The organism is Peribacillus sp. QJM3NY_7, from assembly GCF_056173225.1.
This window is the reverse complement of the sequence record NZ_CM149663.1, coordinates 2,539,438-2,565,237: the sequence shown is the minus strand read 5'-3', so window position 1 is coordinate 2,565,237 and position 25,800 is coordinate 2,539,438. Positions and strand designations below refer to the sequence as shown.

At 34.4% G+C, this 25,800-nt stretch carries 30 protein-coding genes and 2 pseudogenes; 12 read left to right on the top strand and 20 right to left on the bottom strand.

What is annotated here, in order from left to right; translation table 11 throughout:
- The first annotated feature begins 152 nt into the window (after positions 1–152).
- The 5 genes from AC0VX1_RS12260 (at position 153) to AC0VX1_RS12240 (ending at position 2,450) form a co-directional block, all read left to right on the top strand.
- Positions 153–539 (top strand): hypothetical protein, encoded by a 387-nt coding sequence (locus AC0VX1_RS12260; protein ID WP_475471453.1) that lies wholly within the window; start codon positions 153–155, stop codon positions 537–539.
- 176 nt (positions 540–715) lie between these two features.
- On the top strand, positions 716–1,207 hold the full coding sequence (locus tag AC0VX1_RS12255) for a hypothetical protein (RefSeq protein WP_268936945.1): 492 nt from the start codon (positions 716–718) through the stop codon (positions 1,205–1,207).
- A gap of 25 nt (positions 1,208–1,232) precedes the next feature.
- The gene (locus AC0VX1_RS12250; RefSeq protein WP_475471450.1) at positions 1,233–1,958 is read left to right on the top strand and encodes a GIY-YIG nuclease family protein; all 726 of its coding nucleotides are present in this window, start codon (positions 1,233–1,235) and stop codon (positions 1,956–1,958) included.
- Between the two features lie 29 nt (positions 1,959–1,987).
- Positions 1,988–2,182, top strand: a complete 195-nt coding sequence (locus tag AC0VX1_RS12245; protein ID WP_475471448.1) for a hypothetical protein — start codon at positions 1,988–1,990, stop codon at positions 2,180–2,182.
- A gap of 34 nt (positions 2,183–2,216) precedes the next feature.
- Entirely contained in the window at positions 2,217–2,450 is a 234-nt protein-coding gene (locus AC0VX1_RS12240) for a hypothetical protein (protein ID WP_475471446.1), read from the top strand.
- 62 nt (positions 2,451–2,512) lie between these two features.
- On the opposite strand, the gene AC0VX1_RS12235 is transcribed toward AC0VX1_RS12240, so the two are convergent.
- The 6 genes from AC0VX1_RS12235 to AC0VX1_RS12210 form a co-directional block, all read right to left on the bottom strand.
- Positions 2,513–3,175: an N-acetylmuramoyl-L-alanine amidase gene (locus AC0VX1_RS12235; RefSeq protein WP_475471444.1), complete on the bottom strand. Its 663-nt coding sequence runs from the start codon at positions 3,173–3,175 to the stop codon at positions 2,513–2,515.
- Positions 3,176–3,262: 87 nt separating this feature from the next.
- Entirely contained in the window at positions 3,263–3,421 is a 159-nt protein-coding gene (locus AC0VX1_RS12230) for a BhlA/UviB family holin-like peptide (protein ID WP_475471442.1), read from the bottom strand.
- 64 nt (positions 3,422–3,485) lie between these two features.
- Positions 3,486–4,001 carry a hypothetical protein gene (locus tag AC0VX1_RS12225; RefSeq protein ID WP_475471440.1) on the bottom strand — a complete coding sequence of 172 codons (516 nt, stop codon included), beginning with the start codon at positions 3,999–4,001 and terminating at the stop codon, positions 3,486–3,488.
- 143 nt (positions 4,002–4,144) lie between these two features.
- Positions 4,145–4,876 carry a hypothetical protein gene (locus AC0VX1_RS12220; RefSeq protein ID WP_475471438.1) on the bottom strand — a complete coding sequence of 244 codons (732 nt, stop codon included), beginning with the start codon at positions 4,874–4,876 and terminating at the stop codon, positions 4,145–4,147.
- A 544-nt stretch (positions 4,877–5,420) separates the two neighbouring features.
- Entirely contained in the window at positions 5,421–6,473 is a 1,053-nt protein-coding gene (locus AC0VX1_RS12215; protein ID WP_475471436.1) for a hypothetical protein, read from the bottom strand.
- 505 nt (positions 6,474–6,978) lie between these two features.
- Entirely contained in the window at positions 6,979–7,827 is an 849-nt protein-coding gene (locus AC0VX1_RS12210; RefSeq protein ID WP_475471435.1) for a pyridoxamine kinase, read from the bottom strand.
- A gap of 209 nt (positions 7,828–8,036) precedes the next feature.
- Between AC0VX1_RS12210 and AC0VX1_RS12205 the strand changes: the two genes are divergently transcribed.
- The gene (locus tag AC0VX1_RS12205) at positions 8,037–8,576 is read left to right on the top strand and encodes an ECF transporter S component (RefSeq protein ID WP_057277721.1); all 540 of its coding nucleotides are present in this window, start codon (positions 8,037–8,039) and stop codon (positions 8,574–8,576) included.
- A 157-nt stretch (positions 8,577–8,733) separates the two neighbouring features.
- On the opposite strand, the gene AC0VX1_RS12200 is transcribed toward AC0VX1_RS12205, so the two are convergent.
- The 9 genes and pseudogenes from AC0VX1_RS12200 to AC0VX1_RS12160 form a co-directional block, all read right to left on the bottom strand.
- Positions 8,734–8,973, bottom strand: a complete 240-nt coding sequence (locus AC0VX1_RS12200; protein WP_475471432.1) for a hypothetical protein — start codon at positions 8,971–8,973, stop codon at positions 8,734–8,736.
- Complete coding sequence (locus AC0VX1_RS12195) at positions 8,970–9,164, bottom strand: hypothetical protein (protein WP_413021124.1); 195 nt, start codon at positions 9,162–9,164, stop codon at positions 8,970–8,972. The genes AC0VX1_RS12200 and AC0VX1_RS12195 overlap by 4 nt, the downstream gene beginning before the upstream one ends.
- A gap of 143 nt (positions 9,165–9,307) precedes the next feature.
- The gene (locus tag AC0VX1_RS12190; protein WP_260089139.1) at positions 9,308–9,430 is read right to left on the bottom strand and encodes a hypothetical protein; all 123 of its coding nucleotides are present in this window, start codon (positions 9,428–9,430) and stop codon (positions 9,308–9,310) included.
- 4 nt (positions 9,431–9,434) lie between these two features.
- Positions 9,435–9,734 carry a YolD-like family protein gene (locus AC0VX1_RS12185; protein WP_413021230.1) on the bottom strand — a complete coding sequence of 100 codons (300 nt, stop codon included), beginning with the start codon at positions 9,732–9,734 and terminating at the stop codon, positions 9,435–9,437.
- 461 nt (positions 9,735–10,195) lie between these two features.
- Positions 10,196–11,346 (bottom strand): IS3 family transposase gene (locus tag AC0VX1_RS12180; RefSeq protein WP_475471430.1). Its coding sequence is split into 2 segments (ribosomal slippage): positions 10,196–11,097 and positions 11,097–11,346, totalling 1,152 coding nucleotides; the frame shifts between segments, so codons are not numbered across the junction.
- A gap of 143 nt (positions 11,347–11,489) precedes the next feature.
- Positions 11,490–13,118, bottom strand: a pseudogene (locus tag AC0VX1_RS12175) (peptidase G2 autoproteolytic cleavage domain-containing protein).
- Positions 13,119–13,749: 631 nt separating this feature from the next.
- Entirely contained in the window at positions 13,750–14,412 is a 663-nt protein-coding gene (locus tag AC0VX1_RS12170) for an N-acetylmuramoyl-L-alanine amidase (RefSeq protein WP_413021122.1), read from the bottom strand.
- Between the two features lie 20 nt (positions 14,413–14,432).
- On the bottom strand, positions 14,433–14,651 hold the full coding sequence (locus tag AC0VX1_RS12165) for a BhlA/UviB family holin-like peptide (protein WP_413021121.1): 219 nt from the start codon (positions 14,649–14,651) through the stop codon (positions 14,433–14,435).
- A 741-nt stretch (positions 14,652–15,392) separates the two neighbouring features.
- A pseudogene (locus AC0VX1_RS12160) lies at positions 15,393–15,617 on the bottom strand (YkvA family protein); the annotation flags it as partial.
- Positions 15,618–15,773: 156 nt separating this feature from the next.
- Here AC0VX1_RS12160 and AC0VX1_RS12155 point away from each other — a divergent pair.
- Complete coding sequence (locus tag AC0VX1_RS12155; protein WP_475471427.1) at positions 15,774–16,043, top strand: hypothetical protein; 270 nt, start codon at positions 15,774–15,776, stop codon at positions 16,041–16,043.
- Positions 16,044–16,470: 427 nt separating this feature from the next.
- Here the strand turns inward: AC0VX1_RS12155 and AC0VX1_RS12150 are convergent, their stop codons facing one another.
- Positions 16,471–17,349: a YitT family protein gene (locus AC0VX1_RS12150; protein ID WP_095395772.1), complete on the bottom strand. Its 879-nt coding sequence runs from the start codon at positions 17,347–17,349 to the stop codon at positions 16,471–16,473.
- Positions 17,350–17,684: 335 nt separating this feature from the next.
- Between AC0VX1_RS12150 and AC0VX1_RS12145 the strand changes: the two genes are divergently transcribed.
- Positions 17,685–17,801, top strand: coding sequence for a DUF3898 domain-containing protein (locus tag AC0VX1_RS12145; RefSeq protein WP_475471425.1), 117 nt, complete (start codon positions 17,685–17,687; stop codon positions 17,799–17,801).
- Between the two features lie 907 nt (positions 17,802–18,708).
- Here the strand turns inward: AC0VX1_RS12145 and AC0VX1_RS12140 are convergent.
- From AC0VX1_RS12140 to AC0VX1_RS12130, 3 genes are all read right to left on the bottom strand, one after another.
- Positions 18,709–19,383: a hypothetical protein gene (locus AC0VX1_RS12140; RefSeq protein WP_475471423.1), complete on the bottom strand. Its 675-nt coding sequence runs from the start codon at positions 19,381–19,383 to the stop codon at positions 18,709–18,711.
- A gap of 860 nt (positions 19,384–20,243) precedes the next feature.
- Positions 20,244–20,450: a hypothetical protein gene (locus AC0VX1_RS12135; RefSeq protein WP_340861924.1), complete on the bottom strand. Its 207-nt coding sequence runs from the start codon at positions 20,448–20,450 to the stop codon at positions 20,244–20,246.
- A gap of 346 nt (positions 20,451–20,796) precedes the next feature.
- Positions 20,797–21,333 carry a hypothetical protein gene (locus AC0VX1_RS12130; protein ID WP_241635963.1) on the bottom strand — a complete coding sequence of 179 codons (537 nt, stop codon included), beginning with the start codon at positions 21,331–21,333 and terminating at the stop codon, positions 20,797–20,799.
- Between the two features lie 71 nt (positions 21,334–21,404).
- Between AC0VX1_RS12130 and AC0VX1_RS12125 the strand changes: the two genes are divergently transcribed.
- Both AC0VX1_RS12125 and AC0VX1_RS12120 read left to right on the top strand, forming a co-directional pair.
- On the top strand, positions 21,405–21,611 hold the full coding sequence (locus tag AC0VX1_RS12125; protein ID WP_095396334.1) for a helix-turn-helix transcriptional regulator: 207 nt from the start codon (positions 21,405–21,407) through the stop codon (positions 21,609–21,611).
- A 25-nt stretch (positions 21,612–21,636) separates the two neighbouring features.
- Complete coding sequence (locus AC0VX1_RS12120) at positions 21,637–22,719, top strand: type I restriction endonuclease (RefSeq protein WP_095396333.1); 1,083 nt, start codon at positions 21,637–21,639, stop codon at positions 22,717–22,719.
- A gap of 375 nt (positions 22,720–23,094) precedes the next feature.
- Here AC0VX1_RS12120 and AC0VX1_RS12115 read toward each other — a convergent pair whose 3' ends face one another.
- Positions 23,095–23,973 (bottom strand): acyltransferase, encoded by an 879-nt coding sequence (locus AC0VX1_RS12115; RefSeq protein ID WP_475471419.1) that lies wholly within the window; start codon positions 23,971–23,973, stop codon positions 23,095–23,097.
- Positions 23,974–24,209: 236 nt separating this feature from the next.
- Here AC0VX1_RS12115 and AC0VX1_RS12110 point away from each other — a divergent pair, with 236 nt between their 5' ends.
- Complete coding sequence (locus tag AC0VX1_RS12110) at positions 24,210–24,962, top strand: alpha/beta fold hydrolase (protein WP_475471417.1); 753 nt, start codon at positions 24,210–24,212, stop codon at positions 24,960–24,962.
- Between the two features lie 7 nt (positions 24,963–24,969).
- The gene (locus AC0VX1_RS12105) at positions 24,970–25,554 is read left to right on the top strand and encodes a TetR/AcrR family transcriptional regulator (protein ID WP_413008368.1); all 585 of its coding nucleotides are present in this window, start codon (positions 24,970–24,972) and stop codon (positions 25,552–25,554) included.
- The last annotated feature ends 246 nt before the right edge of the window (positions 25,555–25,800 follow it).

The window sequence follows — 25,800 nt, the reverse complement described above, 5'->3', positions numbered from 1 at the left end:
ATAACTTTATCAAATGCAGTACTTTTCACTCTCCATACGTTTACTTCACCGTTAACTGTAATATTAAACCAGACTCAACTAAGATCCCCCACTTCCTTGAACTTGTAGATACTGTTATTGAAATGAAAGCGCATAGGGAGACCAAAAACCTTATGATTGAACCTAAGTATGGTGATAAAGGAACAATAGAACCGGACATCTTTGCTATTTGGTTTAATCCCATATTTATTGAAGTTCAACGTAATGTTTATACAAAAGAAGTCATGCAAAAGAAAATTGACCTTTATGAAAATTATTATGACACAGGCGATTGGAAAGATGAACCTTGGCAAAAACCTGATAAAAAGGTTTTTCCATCTATCCTAATTATTACCCCTACTCGATATGCAGTAAAAAGTACAAAGCTTGAAATTAATCAATCCCCTTCCATTTCTGACTTTATTGAAAGTAGGTCAGGTGAATCAACACTACAAATTAAGCCTCTTCCTGTTAAAAATGTAATTCAAACTAATGGTGGATCATTAAAGCTAAAAAAATAAAATAATTCACAAAACAATCCATAACTGTTAAATTGTTTAAAGATAGTAGGTTATTATAACTACATCTTGAGGAAAAAATTAGTTTAAATGAAAAGTTAAGGAGTATGTTGGTTATAGCTTTAGGAAAAGTTGTAAGCAAATTTGTACAAATATAATTTTATAAAGGGGAGATTTAATTGATAGAATTAGTAGCCATAACAGGAGCACTAAAAACATTGGTAAATGCCAACACGGCAAGTGTTGTCTTTCAGAAAGTTGGAGCAGCAAAAGCAAATAGAGATAAGGATAAAACCATTCAAGAATTAGAACAAATTATCAATGAATTAATTAATGAAAAAAGTGAATTAATTAGAATTTCGAATGCATTAGAAGATGAATTGATAACTAAGAAAATTTCAAGTGAAGATATTGATTATATTTCTAAAGAATTATTACCTATTTTAGAAGCTTTCTTAAATAGTGCCAATACAGACTCTACTTCAAAAGAAGGTCAGATGAATACATTGGAACTTATAAATTTACTGCAACCTTTATTGTCTAAAGAAACATTTAATATACTTCAAGCGTTAGGATTTAATTTTAAGGAAGCGATAGGAGAACCTTTGACAATACTGGTTAAAAATTTGATTAGCGGTAATTCAGGGAATAAGAAAAACAGTAGAAAGTAATTAAAAAATCTCAAAGGGTGACTATATGTTTACAGAAGATGAACTGAAATGGATAGGGGAAGTGTTAAAAGAAGATGCCCGCGATCCCTCTGGAATATCACCATCGTATCATTATAAAAAGAGGATTGAAGTTGAACGCGAAGCGAATAAAGAAAATGTTAGAAAAGAGTTAGATGATCTTAGAAATAAATCGATAAAGTATACTCCAGAAGAGCTATTAGAATTGAAAAATAAAGATGAGCTTGATAGCAGAGGTATTGATTGCTTCGAGGGCATTTATATAATATTTAATACTAATAATAACCTTTATTATGTCGGGCAATCCAAAAATGTATTCGACAGGGCTTATGAACACTTTGTAAAGAATAAAGGAAACCCTAAAATTTATATTGATTATATTTCAGGTGACGAGTTTAGTATTCATTTAATTCCTTTAAGTACTCCATATTTTGATTTAAACGAGTTAGAGGATAATGCGATAAGAGCTTATGACTCATACCTAAATGGCTACAATAATATGCCGGGTAATGTGATGGATAAACCTATATTCGGAAAAGAAGAATACCGAGAAGTTGAGGATTTCTTTTTGGATAAGATTAAGGATACAGAACAGTTTTTGAGGCTAACAAGGAACAAAGATAGAAAATGGTATGTTATTAATTTATTATGTGAATTAGGATTGCCATCTAATTGGGGTTTTGCTGCTGATCTTGTTATGAGATACCAAAATATCAAAAGGATAAAAAAGTAAACAAATAGAAATGGATGAGGAGAATAGAAATGAAAATTAAAAGTATTCATGTGTTAAATGGTGGAGTTAAGGATCGTGTATTTTCATTAAACGAGCAAGCTTTCGGTCAAAAGATAATAAAAATTGAACAAGAGGATGACAACCTTTATGTAGTATGGTTTGGTAATGGCGATGTGTTAGAGATAAATTCATGCAATGTAATGGTATATAAGACCAGAGTTTAATTAAAACAATTCTTTTATGGGAGGAGGATAGTAAATGATCAAAGTCTATGTTGATGTTTACTCTATTGATGGGAAAGCTGTAATTATGGCTGTAGATGGAAGAACGCCAATAAATTCTAAGATTATAGATAAAGAAACTCTACACTATTATATTACGAAAACAATAAAAGAAATAAAAAATTGGAACAGTGATAAACAAGTGGAGGTATATGGCGTAACGTATCAAGAAAATCCACATGTTAAATATGATTTTGAGTTTGAGGATTAATAAAATGACAATTCTATTGTAAATAAAAACAGCCCCTCTCAATTTTAAGAAGGGCTATAATTTTAACCTTTTACGATATTTACTGAATATCCTATTTTCTTCAATTCTGCAGCTAATTTAGTTGCATTCTTCTCATCAGAGAAAGCACCTACTTGTACCTTATGTAAAACACTTTTCTTTTCAACTGGTTTAGTAGCTTCCTTCAACTTTTTACCTGATAACGTTTCAGCTATTGCTTTGCAACATTTATCAAAGTTCTTCTTGTAAGCATCAGCATTTGTTTTAGTGTCGACAAAGCATACCTCAATCAGAATAGCTGGTTTAGCTGTCCCCTTAAGAAATCCGAGATCCGTTCTTTTCTTCCCACCACGATCCTTAATTCCAAGTGCTTCAGAAATAGCTTTAGATACCTTTGCAGCCAATGCTTTATTTCCGTCTCCATAATAAAGCACCTCAGTACCTCCTGTTTCCTTTGTACCCGCATTAAAATGTACAGATACATCTAAATCCCGACTTTTGCCATTGTGATATTTTACGATTGTATTTATATTATCCCGCTGTGTCTTTGATGTATCATCATTAAATGTATGTACTTTACAATCCAGTTCTTTTAGATATTCAGCAGCTTTCGGTACAACCTTCCTTGCTTCATTAACCTCATCTAGATATCCACTTGCACCCCGTACTGTTTTAGCGTGACGACTTGAAATAACGAATTCCTCCATTTTATTTCCTCCTTGTAATTAATTCTTATTATCTTGAACAATAATTTGTTTAATTTCATGTACGTCTTGAGATAATGTAGAGAATGCTTAAGTTTGTGTTTCAATTACATTCTGATTCTTTTCGATTACTGCTTGATAATTTGCTTCACGTTCTTTATTAGTTTTCATCGTTGTCCATAGTAACCAAACGAATAAGACTGCGTAACCACCCTGTTTTAAAAATAAATTAAATATTTCTGTTTCCAATGTTTATCAACCCTTTCATTGCATAATAAAAAGCCGCCCATAAGGACGACACTTTTCGGCATAATCAATGCCCTCTTTTTTTATTCTTTTTCAACCAGTAATTTCCTAATTTATCTATTTCTAATTGAGCCAACTCTCTCCGATTTAATTCAATCATGATTTTCTTACTTACGTGTGATGCAGGTCTACTCTTCAAGAATAATTCACTATACAATTTACCTAACGCACCATCTGAACATAATACATCGTCTGGGTATTTTTCATTAAAATATTGGGCGAGTTCTTCGTATATACGAGTTTCTTCATTATTCCTTTCAATTGTAAGCTTTCTTTCTTTTTCTGCTCGATCTTCAGCTAATTGTTTTTCTGCCTTTTTATTTTTTTTATCATTAAAAATCGATTTAGCAATTAAACTAATGAAAATAACTATTATTACACTCACCGTTATATAAGGGTGTTTTTTTACTAATTTCGGCATGTCTATTCCATAAGGTTTAAGTTTTTCAAAAAGGTCCAATAAAGTTACTAATCCTCCTATAGTTAGACCTGCAAGAAAAGAAGGTGCGTTAAATGCTTTCATAAATTTCTCCTTAATTCATTTTTAATTAAGGATAACAATTTTTCATTATTTAAACTATATTTATTTCTAGACAAATTAAAAGAGGACTCTCTTTGGTATCCTCATATGATTTATTCAGTTTCGCTTTACCGCACAGTTTGTTCCTACTTTGTATATAGTCCTGGTTTATATTTTAATTCATCCAGAGATTCCTCAAAAGTTTTTTTATTAAACAATTCATCAGCATACGTCATTTTTAACATCATTGAAATAGCAGTTACTGAAAACGGAGTAGTTGGAGCATAATATTTCTCACGTGCTATTCTTTGTCTGTTAAATCCTATATTCATAATACTTTCGTGATAACTTTCCCTTAATGGAATTAGAATTTGTTTCATAAATTCATACAAATATTTACCGTATTCAAAGGTCTCGGAGTAGTTTGGTATATAACCTTTATGTATAACTTTGTTTCTAAACTCTATCCATTTCGGGGTTACTACTGGTGGTGCTTCATTAAATTCATTTAAATAAAGAAAATAAAAGGCCCCCAATTGTCTTTCCGACTGATTTTTAACTTGTTTCCAAGTAGATTCAAATTCGTTATGAACAATTCCCTTTTTATCTGATAATACTTGAATAAAAAATTCATAGAATCTTTCTAAAGATGCTACAAAACTGGAAACTGCTTCTCTGGTATATCCATCAATCAGAGCTAATGCCCCAAGATCAAAAAGTATTTCAAACTTTTCATCTTGAAGAAAAAGATTGGTCTCATGTCCATGATCACATTCGACCTTATAGACTCCTGAGTCATTCATTTCAATTGCATTAAAGTTATAATTTTGCTCTTTTAACTCAAATACGCATTTCATACATGGGGATAAAAACTTCATTTAGACACCTCCATTCGTTTATTTAATTTATTTGTAACAACTACTCAATGAAAATGTCAATAAAAATTTTATTAATTAATGTATTGAACGGTTACTTGTTCGAAATTGAACTGTTTTCCGAATAAGATGAAAAACATATTGAGAAATCTTCCAAAATAACCTAATTAATATATTATAATTAGCTTATTATATTATTTGAAGGGGTGTATATGGGATTGTTAGCATTAAGTCATAAAAAAATTAAAAGTCATGAATCCTATTTTGTTACGGACGGTCCTCAACCTGATGGATCGTATTAAGTTAGTTTTAAGTCTCCCCACTCTTCTCTTGAATATTTACAAACATGTCACAGTTTAAAAGATTGCAGAATTTTTATCTCTAAATATGTGGTTAACAATCTTGGTGGAAATAAAAATTCGATTTTTAACCAGTTATGTAAAAAACCTTCACGCGAAAAAGATATACCTGATCAATGGAAGGTCTCACAATTTTTATAAGGAGGAGCAGAAGAAAAAGCCCCACTTAAATCTTTCCGCTCATGAACCTAAAGTTTTGTCCAAGTGATTGTTCCTGTATTACTTATTGAAGATTTCCATCTATTTCCGTCAGGAGACTTTATCACCATACCTTTCAGTGTATCTCCAAATTCCAAGTCACCATAAAGTTGGTTATCTGTTTCTGTATTAACGAAAGTAACTGGCGGTGAGGTCGCAGCAGTTGCGAATATCCTGTTAATTCGAATGAGTCCGTTAACATTATTGGGAACAGAAATGGTCAACCGTATCTTGTAGACATTAGTTGCTCTTGAACCAATCTTCACTGAACCTAATGTATTATTCGTGATGTTCGCTAATTGTGTATATGTTCCACCGGAAGTTATTACACGTTCCACTTTAATATTCTTCGGTGTTTCACCCCATCCGAAATTCAGACCTAAACTTTCCATGTACTGAATAGGCTTTGTACCAAAATCTATCTCTATTACAATCGGAGCTGCAGTAGTTGGATTTGTCCATCGGCAGAATGATTCACGTTTTAAAGAGAACATGTCTGCAATATTTCCCGCTGTTTTGACTGCGCCTGTTGAAATTACTGAATAACGCTTGTCTGCCAATAGAAGAATATCATCTTGATCGCCAGCCATAGTTGCTTCACCGGGCAATGCTGGTGAGATAGAAAGGGAATTTGTAGTGGAATTACTCCATGTTCCGTCTGCATTAAGTTTTATAGTTCTGGCAACTCCATTTACATCAACCATTGACAACGTATCTGTAAATTGTGGAATGTATGCTTTTCCTAAAGTCTTTGTTGAAATAGCAACCACTCGACCAATCGTTACTTTTTTATCTGCTCTAGGAGAACCGTAGAATGATATACGAATTTTATGTAGAAAATCAACTGCAGAATATGGTGGCGATATAATATAGTCATTCGACTGATTCCCTTTCACTTCATGCAGCCATATCCATTCTGTTCCTGTCCATCCCTCCACAAGGAGCCCTTCGGGTACGGCATCCCAAGGATGTACGGTACCAATATACTGAGCGTAAACAATTGGACCGATGGAACAGTCAATAACGATTTCAATGGGATTCAAGTAGTCCGTGCCCGTCATATTCCACGAGTTTACCTTTTTTAATAGTTCATAATATAGGTGAGTGAATGCTTTAGCCATTAATTCCATATTAGGCTAATTAGCATAAGTAATTTTACAAGGTGGTCTATCTTCTTTATTTGTTTTTGCACTCCATGGAATTTTTGTGTTTTTTAATTCTAAGCAACCTAATTGACGCATTTTCTTTATAATTTCTGATCTATCCTTATCAGGAAATAGAGCTTCTAATTCCTCGATTGTAGATAATATTGTTTTTTCTTCAAGTAATTTTTCTTAATCTTTGTAAAGGTCTATGGAAGTTAAATATTTTCAAACTTTAACGAACATAAATACTGGCTGTTGTGAGGTAAATAGAAAGTTTCCTTATTATTTAAGTGATTTTTTACAATATTCAGCAAAATATAAGTACTATTTGATTTATACAAAAAGCTCGGTTAGTCAAAAAGCCGAGCTTTTGTTACTCTATTTTTTCCATTTTTTAAAGCATTCATAATAACATTCGTAAATATTTTTCGAAGTTAACTCCTTCTACTTTAGGAATTTGCTCCAAGGAGGAATCATTGATAGCCTCTGTCAGGAATGCCACTGCGAGCTGTACGGATTTTTCTAGGTTCTCTCCACGCATCATGCTTCCCATAATCACAGATGCAAATAAATCACCAGTACCTGAATAGCTTTCACCGTTATACTGCGTTGCACTATAAAAGGTTCTACTTCTGTCCAAATACATATTTCCGATATACTGCTTCTCTGTATCTGCTGACGGTGGATTCATTCCAGTGATGATAACCTGAGCTCCCGTTTCTTGCTGCAACATATTCCCTGCTTCTTCTATCGCTTTAATATAGTCCTCTTCGTTAGAATAGCTATGCAGCTTTTCATAAGACAATCCGGTTAATAAACAGCACTCTGTAACATTTGGTGTAATGACATCTGCACGCTTAACCAGTTCTCTCATAAGTACCAGTAATTCATCGGTAAAAAGTTTATAGACTTCTCCTATATCCCCCATTACTGGATCAACAAGTAAAATGGTTTCTTTTGTATAAAATTTATCTAAAAAATGGAAAATATTATTAATTTGCTCTTCACCAGTAACGAAGCCGGTATAGATTCCATCAAAGGTTACATTAAGCTTGCTCCATTCTTCTATGAAGTTTTTCATTTTGGATGTAAAATCTTCACAAAAAAAACTTGGATATCCGGTTTGCGCAGTCAATATGGCCGTTGGTAAAGGGCATGCCTGCACGCCCATGACCGAAAGAACCGGAATTGCAGCTGTTAATGAACATTTTCCAAAAGATGATAAATCCTGTAGTACAGCAACTTTTTTCATAATAACCTCCATATGGCCTATCCACTTTAAACTTTATTTATCTTATCATAAATCAGCTAAAAACAGTCATCTCCTCTCTCTTTTCAATATGTATAATATCTGTATTTTTTATCAACTGACCTCATAGTTTTTTAATAAATTGACACTTTTAAAGACACCAGTCTTTTGCTAAAATCATAGGAAAATTCTAGTTAGGAAGGTTTACAGATATGCAAAATACACAAAGTTATTCAAGGTCAAGTCAAAAAACTATGGATTTAATTATTACCGCAATGTTGATTGCACTTGTGTTCGTATCTACATTCTTTTTGAATATTAAACTGCCAATTGCCGCAAATGGAGGGTTAGTTCATCTAGGAACAGCTATGCTTTTTATTGCATCTATTTTATTTGGTCCTAAAAAAGCAGCTCTTGCTGGTGCGATAGGAATGGGGTTATTTGATATAGTTGGAGGGTGGGCATTGTGGGCACCTATCACCATTGTGGCGCGTGGTTTGCAAGGATATATAGTTGGTAAAATCGCTTGGTCAAAGGGTCGCAACGGTACTAGCATTGCTTTCAATGTAATAGCAACAATCGTTTCCATTCCATTTATGATAGCTGTTTATTATATTGGTGAAGGGATTCTATACGGTAATTGGATTGCACCTTTAGCTTCGATACCTGGAGATCTCGTTCAAAATATATTAGGAATTATCGTTGCCGTTCCAGTTTGTGTGGCTTTGAAAAAGGTTCCTTATTTTAAGTAAATTCGCTATAAAGGTAAACGTCAAGTAGCCCCCAAATACTACATGGATGGTGTATTTGGGGGCTATGTTTTGTTTGCTTCCCTTTTTATCGGTACTCTGCATGCAGAGGGTAAACTAGATGACCACGACAAGACTTTATCTATTTCTTTTTTTCATTCTAAAGTCTTTTAACGTGAGCTCTCATTTTATCTAATTCCTTTTGTTTCCCTTCTTCATCATTTGCCAATGCAGAAAATAAAGCTATCGTGCCTAATTTGTCGAATTCTACATCTCCAGATCCACCTTTAGTAAAACTAAAGTATAGTTCCGTAAACGCCTTAGCCATTAATTCGTAGTTAGGTTCATTTACAAAATAGCCATTTCCTCGCAGTTCTTTTCTTGGTTTACTCTTTTTCACATTAGAATAGTCCTTTCAATTAAACTATTTATTTTTTCCTTATACAAAAACAGCCTACTTTCTTCTTTGGCTATACACTCGAAAAGCTTCCTTCTAAAATATTCATTAATATCGATATTATCCTCTGAAATAACTTCTACATCGGTCATATCGACATCATTAAGATTAATTTTCTTTGACTTTTTATCCAATCAATATCACTCTCCTGTCCTACATAATAATCTCCAAACAAAATATCTTATATTCACAATTCACTAAATTATCTATGAAAATAGTAACGAGTAAAATTATAGAAAATAAAAAATCACCAATCGTATAGACTGGTGATTTCTATTCATTTTGTATATTTAGCTAAGATTAACTTCACTTCTTTTTTCAAGTATTCATCTACTGTAAATTCATTTAGGAATGTTCTACTCTTAATCCACAGTTTTCTTTTTGGTTTTGCTTTAGTCATTTTTTCACTCCCTTACCTCTACCCCAACAATATCCCCAAACTTCACCCTAATAATATGTCCCTTCTCATTTTCCAACTCTAAATGTATCATCTTTGTCAAAGGATCTAACCTATGTATCATTCCTGTATATTCCCAATCAAATCCATCTTCCCAAACAGTAAACTTTACAGTTGAACTAAACTCCATGGCAGTGTGCATTTTGTTCTCAAACTCCTCTAACTGGTACTCATCTAATATTGGCTTTACTTGACGGTAATAATCCTTATTTACATCATTAAGTAACTTAACGTATTCAGGCAGCATCAAATTTATCAATCCCCTTCCATTTCTGACTTTATTGAAAGTAGATCAGGTGAAGCAATATTAGAAGTAAAACCTAAACCTGTTAAAAATGTTATTCAAACCGGTGGTTCATTGAAAATGAAAAAAGCCCCTACTCAAAATTAGTAAGGGTTTTTTCCTATGGTAGTCGTACCACTTATGGGGTAGTACCGTTATCCAATTTCACCCAATGCATTCATCCTACACAACAAAAACCCTCTCAATTAAGAGAAGGGTATAAAAGGTATAGATGAATGATTTTTCATGTGGAGTATGATAGTGTATTCATTCAATTACTTTATGTTCTTCATTTACAAAACAAATTTAGCCCCTCTCGATTTGAGAAGGGCTTTTGAAGTTGTGTCGGTTGTGTCGATTGTAAGGAAGAAATTTCATTGATCTTTGGATTTGAGTCAATATTTTGGACACTAAAAAGTTAAATCTTAAGCTGTATTCCTAATTCGATCTTCAATGGCTTGAGGGGTTTGATAACCCAAGCTGCTGTGAATTCTTTTTCGGTTATACCAACCTTCAATAAATTGGAACATCGCTAATTTAGCTGTTTCATAGTCTAGATATTGTACGTGGTTGACTTCTTCCTTCTTTAATAGGGCATGAAAGGATTCAATACAGGCATTATCGTACGGGCAACCTTTCTGACTAAAGGATTGCTTAATATGATGGTTTTGGATATGTTGAGTAAACTCACTGCTTGTATATTGTGAGCCAAGATCGGTATGAAGAACTAAGCCCTCCGAGGGCTTTTGTGATAGGTGTGCGTTATTGAAAGCTTTTATGACCAGTTCTGTCGTCATTGAACGAGAAAATGAATATCCTACTATTTTCTTAGAATGAAGGTCCAATACCGAAGCTAAATAACACCATCCGTCTTTTAACGTGTGGATATACGTAATATCTGCTACCCATTTCTCATTAATGGTCTGAGTAGTGAAGTCTCGTTTTAGCAAATTATCCAATTGAATAACCTTTTCTTTAGATGGATAGGGACGGTATTTTTTCTTAGTAATAGAACGAATTCTCGCCTTGCTCATTAAGCGTTGAACACGCTTTAGACTTAGGGAAAACCCTTTGGTTAATAAGCTTTCATGAATCTTTGGAGCCCCATATCGTCCCTTGCTTTCCAGGTAAATGAGATGAATTTCCTTCGTGAGTTCTTGGTTTTCCTGTTCACGATTTGATACGACTATTTGAAGGGACTGATAATGGCTGCTTCTTGGGATTTCTAGTATTTCACACATCTTCTGTACGGGATATTGTTTCTTGTGTTCCTCAATAAATTCGGTAAGATCTGTTTCGGTTACTTTTTCGCGAATATGGCCATAGCCTTTTTTAAGATTTCAACTTCTTGCTTTAACCGAAGGTTTTCCTTCTGAATGGCGGCTAATTCCTTTGGAGTCATGGACTCTTCCCCTAAACCGATTGGAGTAAATTCTTTAACCCATTTATAAATGGTGACTTCTGATACGCCATATTCGCCGCTTAAATCTTTGACCGAATTACCCGAGTGATAAAGATCTACAATAGTCTTCTTGAATTCATTATTATATTTTTTACCTGTATTTTTACGTTCCAAGACGGACACATCCTCTCAAAAATCATTGTAAGGACTTAACTAAAATGTGTCCATTAAACTATACTAACTCCACTTTTAGTAGTTTAGAGAAAGATATTGAGGATTCTCTTTTAGCAAGTTATAGCTTGTACAGACTAAAAATCTCATAAATTTAATAATTTTTGTTTTTGTATCAAAAACTCTTCATCCGTTAAAAACCCTTGTTCTTTCAACTTGGCTAATTCTTTCAGGTGCTCAATCGATTGTACTTTTAATTTTGCTGGTTTTTCTAGTTTTTCAATAGTATCAAGCTCATTTCTTGTTGGTACAGTATTAAGCAAAACCAGTACTTGATTTGGACCCGTACGCTCCATCACCCTGTAACCATGTTCTGCAGCTGTAGCAATTCCTTCGTTATTTGGTTTGCAGTATCCATTTACCTGGGCAGTCCCATCATCCCGAATCAGAAGTTTTCCCAAAAGACCTACAGGAATCCATTCAGGTCTTTGCAAACGTGGGATATATTCTTTTGAAGAGTCCTATTCAGGATTTAATATAGGTTCGGTCTTTGTAAACGCGGGTTGAAGCACTCTTCCTTCGTTATCTTTTATTTCTGGTACAACAACCTCATGGTATTGTGTCCTGCCCCATTCATCTTTGACGAAGAGGTTGTGCCATCGCAAATCACTGGCATCTGCAATCATGGCTGGAGTTGCACTCACTACCCCGAGAATATAATTATCATTAGCATTCGCTTTTCGTATTTTTTTACCTACTAAGGTTACAAAATAGCCAACGTCAATCGGGTTTCCGTCAACAGTTTCAAACATTTCCGCATAATCTGCTGCGGCAGGAGACAACACAACGCCGTCGAGATAAAGATTTCCTGTCGCCCCTTCGATAACAGCAGAATTTAATGTAGGTCCAACACCAAGACCGTTTGCCAAATGCCAGGAAAAGGGAAAACGTGTGGTCCCATTTAAGCCCATAATATGAGAACCTGAATGAGCTGCATCTACAATCGTATTTAGACCCTCAGCATGGGAAATAGATGCTCGTGCTTGTGTGTTACTCCCTTCTGCGTGGGAGATGTCGCCACTAGCGATTGTAAGATTTCCTTCAGCATGCGAAATACCTCCACTGGCAATTGATTGTTGCCCTTCGGAATGGGAGGAATTCCCAATGGCCCTTGTTCCCGAGCCTTCGGCATGGGAATTGATGCCACTTGCGATTGTTACATTTCCTTCGGCATGCGAAAACGTTCCATTTGCTTGAGTACTGTTTCCCTCAGCATGAGAAGCGGTTCCGTTAGCGTTTGTATTTAAGCCTTCCGCATGAGCTTGGGATCCATTTGCACTCGTACTGTTTCCCTCCGCATGGGAACCACTTGCCGTGGCTCTCGTATTGCTTCCCTCAGCATGGGAATCGACTCCACTAGCTTCAGTATTAAATCCTTCTGCGTGAGCATCGATCCCTATAGCTCTAGTAGATTGGCCCTCGGAATGGGAAGCAAAGCCACTTGCTAGTGTCAGTGTCCCTTCTGCATGAGAATTATCCCCATTAGCGTTAGTGGAAGACCCTTCCGCATGGGACGCACTTCCATTTGCTTGAGTAGCCACTCCTTCCGCATGGGAGGCGAACCCACTGGCGGTCGTTCCTACCCCTTCTGCATGAGAACTAGGTCCACTCGCTAAGCTAGGAGCCGCATTTCCAAGTGGATCTACTGCCCCTCCTTCCGCATGGGAAGCTCTTCCAGTAGCTGTGTTTCCTTCTCCTTCCGCGTGAGAAGCCATCCCAGTAGCTATGGTAGATACTCCTTCGGTATGAGACATATCCCCGATAGCATTGGTTTGAAATCCTTCCGCATGAGAGGCTACCCCGCTGGCTGTCGTAGTGGATCCTTCCGCATGGGCGGTATTGGCTGTAGCATTCGTTTGAAATCCTTCAGCATGAGAAGCCACTCCACTGGCTGTTGTAGTATCTCCTTCCGCATGGGCGGTATTTACACTGGCATTAGTCTGATATCCCTCGGCATGAGAAGCTACTCCACCGGCTGTTGTAAACGATCCCTCAGCATGTGCCACATCGGCTGTTGCATCGGTCTCGTATCCTTCCGTATGAGAAGCATCCCCCCCAGCAATTGTAGTACTTCCTTCAGCATGAGAAGCAGTCCCGTTTGCAATTGTATTCATTCCTTCGGCATGGGAGGCTGTCCCATTAGCGGTTGTATTGATTCCTTCGGCTTCCGAACAAGCCCCTATCGGATTTTGGTTACATCCATTGGCCATCATCATTCTCCATTCTTATTAAATTTGTTTATATAAAAAACCTTATTATTACGTTATGCATATTTTAAAAAATGGTATAGACAATCTCTATTAACTAATAAAATTATTTAAGCAAAAAAAGAAGGAGATTGATATATTAATAATAAACAATCACAGTTGAGTATCCTTTTTTCTTCAATATTGCTGCTAGGTTTTCAGCGTTTTTCTCATCAGAGAAAGCACCTACTTGTACCTTATGTAAAACACTTTTCTTTTCAACTGGTTTAGCTTGTTCTTTTAACTTTTTACCTGATAACGTTTCAGCTATCGCTTTACAACAATCATCAAAGTTCTTCTTGTAAGCATCAGCATTTGTTTTAGTATCGACAAAGCATACCTCAATCAGAATAGCTGGTTTAGCTGTCCCCTTAAGAAATCCGAGATCCGTTCTTTTCTTCGCACCACGATCCTTAATTCCAAGTGCTTCAGAAATAGCTTTAGATACCTTTGTAGCCAATGCTTTATTCCCTTCTCCATAATAAAGAACCTCTGTACCTCCGGTTTCCTTTGTACCAGCATTAAAATGTACAGATACATCTAAATCCCGACTTTTGCTATTGTGATATTTTACGATTGTATTGATATTGTCCCGTTGTGTTTTTGACGTATCATCATTAAATGTATGTACTTTAGAATCTAATTCTTTTAGATACTCAGCTACCTTCGGTACTACCTTCCTTCCTTCATTAACCTCATCTAGATACCCACTTGCACCACGTACTACTTTAGCATGTCCACTTGAAATAACGAATTCATCCATTTTAATTTCCTCCTTGGTTATTAATTCTTATTTTCCTGAACAATAATTTGTTTAATTTCATTTACATCTTGAGCCAATGTTGAGTATGCTTGAGCTTGTGTTTCAATTACGTCCTGATTCTTTTCAATTACAGCTTGATAATTTGCTTCCCTTTCTTTATTGGTTTTCATTGTTGAATACACCATCCATACAAATAAGACTGCGTATCCACGGATCTTGTCATGCGTGAATTGATTCACGGTTAACACTCCCTTATTTAGACAAATAAAAAAGCCTGAGCATTGTGCCCAGACTCCTATCCAGAAATCATTTTTGGTATGTTGGTTTTTTAATTGCTATCAAAACCCAAAAAACCATGATTAATGGAATGAAAAATAAATTTAAATTAATTCTTTTATCAACGATAATTGAAAAAACATCGTTGATAATTAAACAAACTAAGCTTAATAAAATGCATAAAAGCAAAGAATGTAACGATAATTTCAGCATTTTAATTCTCGAAAAGTCAGGTATGTCAAACAATGTGTTTCCTCCTTAGTTTCGGATATTTTACCAGTATCCTAGTGCTTTATTACTTTTGGTATCTTTTTACCCCATTTGTGGCAAGCGGAATTAGCTCCTAATTTATACAAGTCTTGAACTATAAAAGTAGCAACAGTCATCCCAACAACAGCCCCAAATACAAGTTTTAAAGCCTTTTTGAACGCTTAAGACGGTGGAGATACCAATAGCTGACGCTGTTACTTCGTCTATTTGAATAAAATCGTCTTGTTTAAGTATTTTCCTTCTCTAATAATTCTTTTGCGTTTAACTTCCTGTTGGAAATTGTTAACTTCGACAGTCGAAGAATATTTTATCCTACATATAATTTCCTACTAATGTTATAAATTAGTAGAAAGTGAGGTGAGTACTATGGCAGGTAATACAGGTAAAAATCATCGTGATGGAGCAGTAAAAAACAGAAACCAATTTAAATGGTAAGGAATTAAATCAATCGGAAGTATGAAATATCCCAATGCACCAATAATTACTGTTTTTGCCCAAACAGGAGTAGTTGGCTTTTGAAGTGTGTAAAACAATAGTAAAGCTACATAAACAACTTTAACCCCTGCTTTTTTGCCGAATTTTTTAATCTGCTTCCAAAATGAATCTTCAGAAAAATTATCTGAGTATTTAGTTGTATCTATATAATCTCCCCTATTCATCATCAATAATTTACCATATTAACAGGAATATTACCCTAATTTCATCCAACCTTCTACAATTCATCAAATCTTTACATGATTAATACATTTATTGAACTTATCTATTTTATAATTAAATCACAATTTAATAATTCACATCATATGGAGGTTACAATCATGGAAATAAATGAAAGGCAACCATTTGAGTCTTTTTTATCTCCTCGTCAACTTACTGAGCTAAAAATCTTATCTATTAAAACAAACATAGCTTTCCATGAATTATTAGCAATGCCATCAATAGTCTTACTTCTGGAGAAACTGAACAAAACTACCGAACTAAATAATGAGCTTAATAATAAAGAAATGATATTAAGAAATAAAGTTTTCATTAATAAAAATAAAGAAGTATTAAAAAAGACACAAAAAGCACTCGACCAATTAGGTTAAGTGCCTTTTCTATGTATTACATTCTAAAAAAGAATAAGACATCACTTGGTTAAAGTGGATGTCTAGTTTTTCTTATGTTTCCATCCCTCTCATTACATAATAAAAAGCCACCCTTTTGGGACGGTTTGGATTTTGTTAATAATAAAATTTCAGACTTAATGGTTCCAAAACACTTAAAATATTTCTTGATAAGCCCACAGTTCATGGTTATAGAGTAAACGACTATATAGAAGATCACCAATAATAAAGAATAAGATGGTCGGATGATAATCCAATTGCCCCATTTAATCCCTGCTAATAAAAAAAGCGCAGTAAATACTAACTGCATTTTATTCTCCAATGTTTTTTACTGCAAAATATTCCGATCCTGTTAAAAAAGTATGCAAAAAAAGCACTCAAGTTATGAGCGCTTCCTGTGTGGTTAATATTAATGAATATCTCTCTTTTTGAACCTTCCTCCACGTACTTCCGCAATATTTGCCATTGCTAAGAAAGATGAAGGGTCTATCTCTTCAACAATTGTAGTTAACTTGGATTCTTCAAGTCTGGTAATTACACAGAAAATAACCTTCTTGTCCTCTCCAGTAAAAGCACCCTCACCATGTAAGTATGTCACACCTCGTCCTAAGCGACTATTGATTGCATCACCCATCTCTTTTGCTTCATCGCTAATTATCCATACTGACTTTGTTTCTTCCATTCCAGTAATAACAATGTCAATGGCTTTAGCAGCTATTACATAAGCTAAGATTGAATACATAGCTCTGTCCCATGTGTAAACGAATCCGGCAGAACCAAGTATAAATAGATTGATGAACATAACAATTTCGCCAACAGAAAAAGGCACTTTTTTACTTATTACAATCGAAAGTATTTCTGTCCCATCAAGAGCACCACCGTTACGAATTACTATTCCCACACCTATACCTAAAAAAATACCGCCAAAAATTGTAGCAAGAAGGATATCTTCAGTGAAGGGCGGGATAGGATGAAAATATGTCGCAAAAATGGAAAGCATTATAATCCCATATATAGTAGATATAGCAAAAGTTTTTCCAAACTGTTTATATCCCAGATATACAAATGGTAGGTTCAAAAGGAAAAGAAAGATTCCCAGTTTTATACCGGTAACGTGAGAAAGCATAATGGAAATACCTGTAATGCCTCCATCAATTACATGATTGGGAATTAAAAAGATTTCCAATCCAGTGGCCATTAGCAAAGCACCAATTGTAATAAGAATGATCCGTTGGATAATTATCAAACGAGGTAACTTTCTATGCTGTTTTTTTAGTGCTTCCGTCAGAAAAATCACACCTTTTATTATTTATTTATTACTATTATACTCTAATATTAAATCAGGAAAAATAACTTTGAATAATAGAATTCCTAACCTACCGCATAGTTTCTTCCGACTGTTTGTTACATCGCTCTCCAAGCTGTCCATGTGGTCATGTCTGAAACGGTACGCCTTAACATAATTGAACCTGTAGAACCGTGGTAAGGGAATGCTATTTGTAGAGCTGAAGCAGCTTCCGATTGGAAGTGCAGGACTCCCCAAGAGTTTGCAATAGATGGTGCATTCAATGCAGTACCCGCACACCAATAAAAGTTCGATTTAGTTATAGTGTAGTATGTTTTATGATAGAAGCTGACACAATAGAGTTCGATAAAGGAGTTTCGTCGATTGAATTTCACAGACCGGATGATTTGATGGAGATTGTGGAGCGGATTAATAAGAAAAGTGTTGGGGAGTAAGGTGTATTTTAATTGTTTTTTAGATGTTTTCTGAATGCTAGAAGTATTGATATATCTACGATTGAAAGCATTTTTGTGACCACATTTGTGACCCCGAAATTAACGTTTAAAAAATATTTGTGACCAAAAAGATCGTGAAAAGTCTCTTCAACTATTACTTGCTTTTGAAATTATTGAATCTGAATACATTTTATTAGAAGAATCGGACTCAATTGATGAAAAAAAGTTACTAGAAGATTTACTCGCTTTAGAAGAAAAAGAAAGCCTAAATCCAATGCAACAGCTCAAGGACGTTTAGAACAAAGTATCTTGTGTTAATCCTTTCGGCAACCGTAAAACCTCAAAATGTGCATGTTGTAAAAAAAATCTTCTGTTAGTTACTTAGTTATAGCTCATATTAAAAAACGTAAATTCACATCTAAAGAGGAAAAACTAATTCAAATATTGTCTGCCCTTTATGTTTTTTCGGTTGTGACGCTGCTTTTGAAAAAGGCGATATTTTTGTTGAAGACGGATTATTTAGAATGAATCAAACTGCTAGCACATTATCTAGCAGAAGCCTTAAAGCATTTTCACAATCAACTTTGCGATTATTATAATGATATTACAGAGAATTTTTTTTAAATGGTACAAAGATTTCCATATATTAAATGTACCGATTAAATAACAAAAAACCAAACTCATTTAATTTACGGGTTTGGTTTTTTGTTTGATAAAAAAGAAGTTTGGGTTAATAACTTCTCTTATTTCGAAAAATAATAAAATCGATATTTCATTAATTGAAAGAACTGTGTGAAAAAGCGGATTTTACCTAGTTTGGGCTGTCTTTTTTTATTAATTGAAAAGTTGTTATGAAGATTTTGCAAGAAAACTAATGCCTCATTTTCCCCAAATAAATATGAGGAATTCATTTATCGTTATTTTGTTTTTCTCCTGTTACCTTTTTCACTTTCAACTTACCAGTATGTACTAATGAGAACTCCACTTTATCATCTATATCTGACTTAATTTCTATGAATTGAAACTTTGGTGTTATTTCTTTTTTTTCCAAGTTAACAGGAGCAATAATAAATTTGCCTTTATAGGTATTAATAACAACAAAATTCTGATCATTAGTACTTTCCATAATTAGATAATCTTCTTTTTCAGCAGCACTATTACTACCATACATAATAATCCAACCTCCTACTATTAAGATACATAGACCGATAGCCAACTTTGGAGAAGGTATATCAAATTTCACAACTACTACAATTAGTATTAAAAAAGGGATTAATTCTATAGGCTTTAGCAGACCAAACAGATACATTCCTAGAGGAATAAGGAAAAAAATTAAAGAGAGATTTTCAAAAAACGTTTTAATCTTTTTCTTCCTAACACTTAAGAAAGGAAAGGTCTCAAAAATGAGCCTACTATACTCCGGTATCACAAACAAAAAGCCTATTGCAAATACAACAAGCACAATTACAAAAGCCAAATTCTCCATTTTAAGCTCAAGAAAATTCTTAGGCAATCCATAATATTGATTAAATGAAGTAAATGCCATAACCAACAACCGCAGCAACGCTTTACCAAACTCCAATATCAGAGTCTTTTATCTTTTGTATTAGATTCTTCATCCATATCACTCCCACTAAATTTATTCTAATTCTCAGAACTGTATTTCGCTTAACTTCCTCTATTTCACAATACTTATAATCTTTTAATTGTACTATTATCTATTTTGCCTTTTAGTAGAGGATAAACTAAATAGACCTCGTTCGAAGTCACACACTCGGTTTGAAAAATCGTGATGTGTGAGTATACCTACTATGTACAATTCTCATAGATGCAGGGGCAAATAATGTGGAAATTACCCCCTCACCCACTTCCTGTTATTAAACATTCATTTTGAATACTTAATAGATCAAGAACCTTCCTTTTGATATTACAAAAATCTGGAATATACTCAGGTTATACGATATGATTACATAAAACACTAACCACTTTGTATCTTTAGTTGCGCAGGTTTCAACCATATTTCCCCATTCCTGATTTTCTTCATACTGCTTTCTCTTGTTACATTTTCGGGTGATGCGTATAAAATCTACACGTAATCTAATACAATCAATTCTATTTACCATAAATTCAGCAACATGTGGAATTTTAGGGAACATGGTGTTTACTTGGTTCAACGCTGTGCAAGAGGCAGATTCAAGCCTCCGTAGCTAAAGATACAAAAATACGATAATCTTAAGATTGTCGTTTTTCTTTTTACTTTGAAGATGTTTAAACAATAGTAACACGATTAAATAGCACCTGATTAGTAATGTTAAAATAAAGAATAGACAGGGTTTCACCCTGCCTTGTACTTACTGAATAGTATTCCCTTTCTCTTGGTTGCCCTGTACAAATGAAACTATCAGTCTGTTTACACCGTTGCTTTTTAGCTATCATTTGACTTTATCTTAGTGCCTTAGTGTACTTATCAATTATTGTTACATAAGTTAGTTTAAAACATGCTAGTTGCTGATGAATTTCTCCCTCAGTCCATTCAGATGGGAGCTTTCTTGATAACACCTCTCCAAACTTTATAATAGTACTTTTAAATTCTTCAAGTTTTGTCATCTGCATTACCCGTGAATCTTCAGAAGGATGAGCATTGTTCATCGATGCAATTCCTTTATGAAGTAATATCGGAATATATCTTTGATGCAAACCATATTTATCGTTATGCCACTGAAATGAATGAAGTAACTGTTCTATGTCACTTCTAGATATTTCAAGACCGTTTCTTTGAGATTTTGCTTCGATTATTACATTAGTATCCTCCTCAAATCTCCATAAATTATCTGGTCCATCTCCATCTTCTTCCTCGGGTCTTTGGTATCCAAGAAACTGTCCAATTTTATAAACACTTTCTTCAAACTGTCAATATGTGATGAATAGACAAAGTTAGTTAATAAATCCTCAATGGCTATTAAGACATCAGTGCCATTACATAGTTAGATATCCACTACTTTATAATTCCTGCTTGTCTTCCCTTGACCTTTGTATTCTTTGCAAGGTATTTATGACGTGGCTTTAGTACCTTTAATGATTTGTCCTTAGCTAATATTTGCTGATCATTTGAACGAACAGGATCTAATGGATATATTAGACTAGCTGCAACCTGGGTATACCAAGCCTCATCTATTTCATTAAGCTGCTTTTGATATGTTTGTATATAAACTAGCATGTTATTTAAAGATTCCGTATACATTTCTCTTTTATACAAATCCATTGATTTTTGCTCATATATAGATAACTCTAAAAGAAATGATATGTCCTCTTTACTATTCGGTTCAACCTGGAAAATCATTTCTTTATGAAAATCATGCCAATCTTGATTTCTTGCTAAAACACCATCAACCGCACCAACAATCTCTTTTATAGCCTCTTCTGCATTTTTAGGTTTTTCGTCCTCAAAAAGAGTTAGTCCAAAGTCTATTTGTTCTCTTGTTTTTGGAGCGAAATATTCCCTGTCTATCCAAAAAAAATGTGAAAATTTCAATCTTTTGATTTGTTTTTATTTATCAAAGGATTTGGAAAGATTCTGTAGAATTGTTTATAGAGGTGTATAAAATGGTTAAAAGTAAAATAGGTATTTTACTGAGGACTTCCAAATACAAACGTGAATTCATTCAAAAAGAATTGGGAATCACAGCAAATACACTTTCAAATTGGTCTACAGGTAAAACATATCCAACTATAGATAAAGCTTATGAATTAGCAAAACTACTGGATGTTAATATCACTGATCTTTATCAGTGGGGGAACCAAGAGGAATAAATTCATAATTATAGGAGTGGTTATTGTGGAAGATTTTATTCAGCAAATGAAATCATTAGCTAGCCGTATCGAACGAATTAAAGGGAATGTTCAAACTGAAGAGGCTACTAAAACATCTTTAATCATGCCTTTAATTCAGGCACTGGGATATGATATTTTCAATCCTGAAGAACTAGTCCCAGAATTTATTGCAGATGTGGGCATTAAAAAAGGCGAAAAAATTGACTATGCTATCATGCAGGCTGGAGAACCTGTTATTCTAATTGAAGCTAAAAGTGTTAATGAAAAGTTAGGAAAACATGATTCTCAATTATTTAGATATTTCGGGACTACTCAAGCAAAGTTTGCAATATTGACAAATGGTATTGAATATAAATTCTTTACCGACTTGGAAGAGCCAAATAAAATGGATCAAAAACCTTTCTTTGTTTTTAATATGCTTGATTTACGTGATACCCAAATAAATGAAATTAGTAAATTTAAAAAATCTGATTTCGATGTAATAAATGTATTAACTACTGCTTCTGATTTAAAATACACGAATGAAATTAAGCAATTTCTTTCTAAACAATGGGAAGAACCTTCAGATGAATTTGTTAGACTTATAATTAATGAGGTTTATCAGGGAATCAAAACTAAAAAGGTACTCGACAACTTTAAAGACATCGTAAAAAAATCATTAAATCAATTTGTAAATGAAAAAGTAAATGACAAGTTACAACAAGCGTTAAATTCAGATACAGCAGAAAGCAAGAAGTCCGATACTTTTGTTGAAAGTGAAGTTATTGAGCTACAACAAGAAACCATAGCTGCTGCTGTTGAAGAAATTACTACCACTGAAGAAGAAATAGAGGGTTATGTACTAATAAAGTTAATTTTAAGGGAAGAATTTGAACCAACTAGAATTTATTATCGTGATAATCGTAGCTATTTTAATGTATTACTTGATGACAATATTAGAAAATGGATATGTCGTTTAGGCTTTAATTCAAGTAATAAATACATTCAACTAAATGACGAAATGAAAACGAGTATCAAAATTGAATCAGTAAATGACATACAAAATTATAAAAATGAAATAATTAATGTAGCCAAACAATTTGCTTAACTATACAAAAATGCCCCTACTCGATTAGAGTAAAGGCTATGTTTTTATCCTTTTACAATATTTACGAGTATCCCTTTTTCTTTAACTTTGCTGCTAATTTTTCAGCATTTTTCTCATTTATAATTAATCAAAAAAGACAGTGAGTTAATCTTTGCTTACTGTCTTTTAATGTATAACTAAACGATAAGTTATTCAGATGTTCCTTCTTCCCTTGTTCCCATTGCTAATTCTCCTTTGTAGAAAAGGAACACCCCTAAAAAAGACAATAAGAAACAACTTTAATGCATTTTTAAAAAAACTTACAATTATTCCTGTACCATCATTCTGAGCTATCACTTGGAATTTTCTAAAATTAATCTGGAATAATTCAATCATCTACTTCTTACTTCCTTTGCGAAAGGTTCTATCGAGAAATGTTTTCTTTTTCTCAGGAGGCACAGGAAGAAAGAAACGATTCTTACTTGTTACATCAAGATAAGGCATTAATATGTCAGTCTTCTCCTCTACAGAAGTTGCGGTATTTAACTGTTCTTCAATTTTTGCAAAATGTTTTGCTGTTGAGCCTTTTGACTTAAAGACAAAACGCCCATCCGGGAATTTTTGTGATTCTGCTGTTTCTTTTTCAGAATATGCATGGACAGACGGACGTGCCCAAAAAACATTTTTCCGCACCACACGTGCAGGACTTCCTGCAGCTGATACATTTGATGGGAGCGATTTTGTCACAAGTGACTTTGCACCTAAAATTGAACCTGTACCAACTTCTACTCCTTTAAGAATCATGACGTCCTGCCCAATCCAAATGTGGTCACCTAAGTACACACTTTTTGTTGGGTTAATCCGTTTTCGAGTTGTTCCATCGTAGATCAAATGTGGATCTGCCAAACGAACGACTACACCACTTGAAAACATATTATCATCACCGATGAACAGATTCTTTTGCTCAGAGAGAATAAATCTCGCTGCTCCATTAAATGAATAGTTGCGACCTAGGAAAAATGTATTGTCATTCCAAACATTGACTCTTATCGTTGCATTGCGTTTGGATTTCCCAATGATCATGAGCGAGTTGTTGCCATTAAAACTTAGCGTCGCATCTTTAAATTCCGCTCCACGTTCAATAATTAACCGATTTCCTTCACCAAACAATTTGATTTTACTATTCACAAACGAAATCTCATCTTCGGTATTTCCTATAAAGAGTATTTCATTATCCGTTTCTGGTTTCTGTAATATATTTAAAATGATTTCCATACTATTCGTACCCTCTTTTTCAAAGTGTTGAAAACGTGTTCATTATACATCATTTTTTACTCAACACAAAGACTGCCTAAGAAACCTGAGGAGATGTAAAGCTGAAGCCTTCGGATTTACTATTGATTATCGCTATTTTGCGGAATGGAAATAATATCTTAGTTTTATATTGACTAAACGTTCATTCAATAATAAAATAAATCTGAAAATTCAGTGATGAAAAAGGAGGGGTTGCATTGGATTTACATTTCGAGGTTAATGGCAAGGGTCTTCCTGTTGTTCTTATTCATGGTGGTGGTGTTGATTTGAGGCAATGGACATTTTTAGCATCTCTTTTAACTAAAAATTATAAAGTGATCGTTTTTGATGGCCGTGGTGCCGGAAAATCCCCATCCCCCATAAAACATGCAAACTTTGTAGAGGATGTATTGGCACTAATGGATTACCTGAAACTTAATCAGGCAACGATTATAGGTCATTCCTTGGGCGGACAGATTGCCACTGATTTAGCCCTTAATTATCCAGAAAGGGTATCGAAACTTGTATTAATTGCTCCTTCTTTAACTGGTTTTCCCTATTCAAAGGAGTTTGAACAATATCATAACAAGATATTGGAAAGTGCCCCCAATATAGATAAAATGTTAGAGCTTGCCCTTCATTCACCAACATACCAAGTTGTTATCGATAGTCCGCACAAAGATCTCACTGTCAAAATGCTCAGGCATCATTTCGGGCGCATGCTTAAGTGGCCCGCTGATTTCTGCATGATATGGCCGCGGCCGCCGGCAATGGAACGATTAGAAGAATTGAACACCGAAACTTTATTTTTTATCGGCAAAAAGGACATGGCAGATAATTTCCGGGTTGCCGATTGTTTCCGAAAGGTTCCAAACATCCGTTTCATCGAAATAGAGGATGCCGATCATATGTTGCCCCTCACCCATTCTGAAGTTTTATATCAAGAATTCACTGCTTTTATGGAGGATTGAAGATAAAATGCCACGTACATCAGAAGAGAATGACCGCATTCGCCAAGCATCCAAAGAAAAAATTCGCGCTGCAGCCATGGAGTTATTTATAAAACAAGGCTATTACGCCACTTCCATAAGCGATATAGCCAAGCAGGCGGGCATTTCGAAAGGGTTACTCTATAACTATTATAAAGGAAAAGAAGAACTGCTTTCTGAAATGGTCGAGGCCAGAATCAAGGAGGTGGTGGAAGTCATGGAAGAAGCTTTCACCTTAAATACACCTCGTGAACAGCTTGAACATATAATCAATGGTGCCATTGATTATATCCACCAAAAGCCAGAAGTCCATCGGTTCTATCTACACCTTCAAACTCAGCCAGAATCAGATGAAGAGTTGATAAAATACAGTCATCTCATAATTGAAGAAAATGCTAGACAATTTGAGTTTCAATGTAAAATATTTGAAAGTATGGGTGAAACGGAACCAAGGAAACGATCGTTATATTTTTCATCTGTGCTACAAGGAATTATGTTGATGATATCCACCTATCAACAGGGATTTCCGATAGAAGAAATAAAGAACCAGATTTTAAGGGAGTTTTGTAACTAGTCTAGACATGTCTTGAATGAAGATTTAAAAAGGAACTTCCTCAGCTAAAATGGAGAAAAAAGAGATCGTCATTGTGAAGTGAACCCAAAAAGTTTGACACTTTATTTAATTAGGCAGCCTTGAGGGCATGAACCCGGCGGTCCTTTCTTTCGCTGGCATAGGGAATCGATGGAACAACATATCTCTTTATTGTTAAAAACTGCTGAAAGTATTTCAAATTCCCTATAATTATTTCAAAATATCACA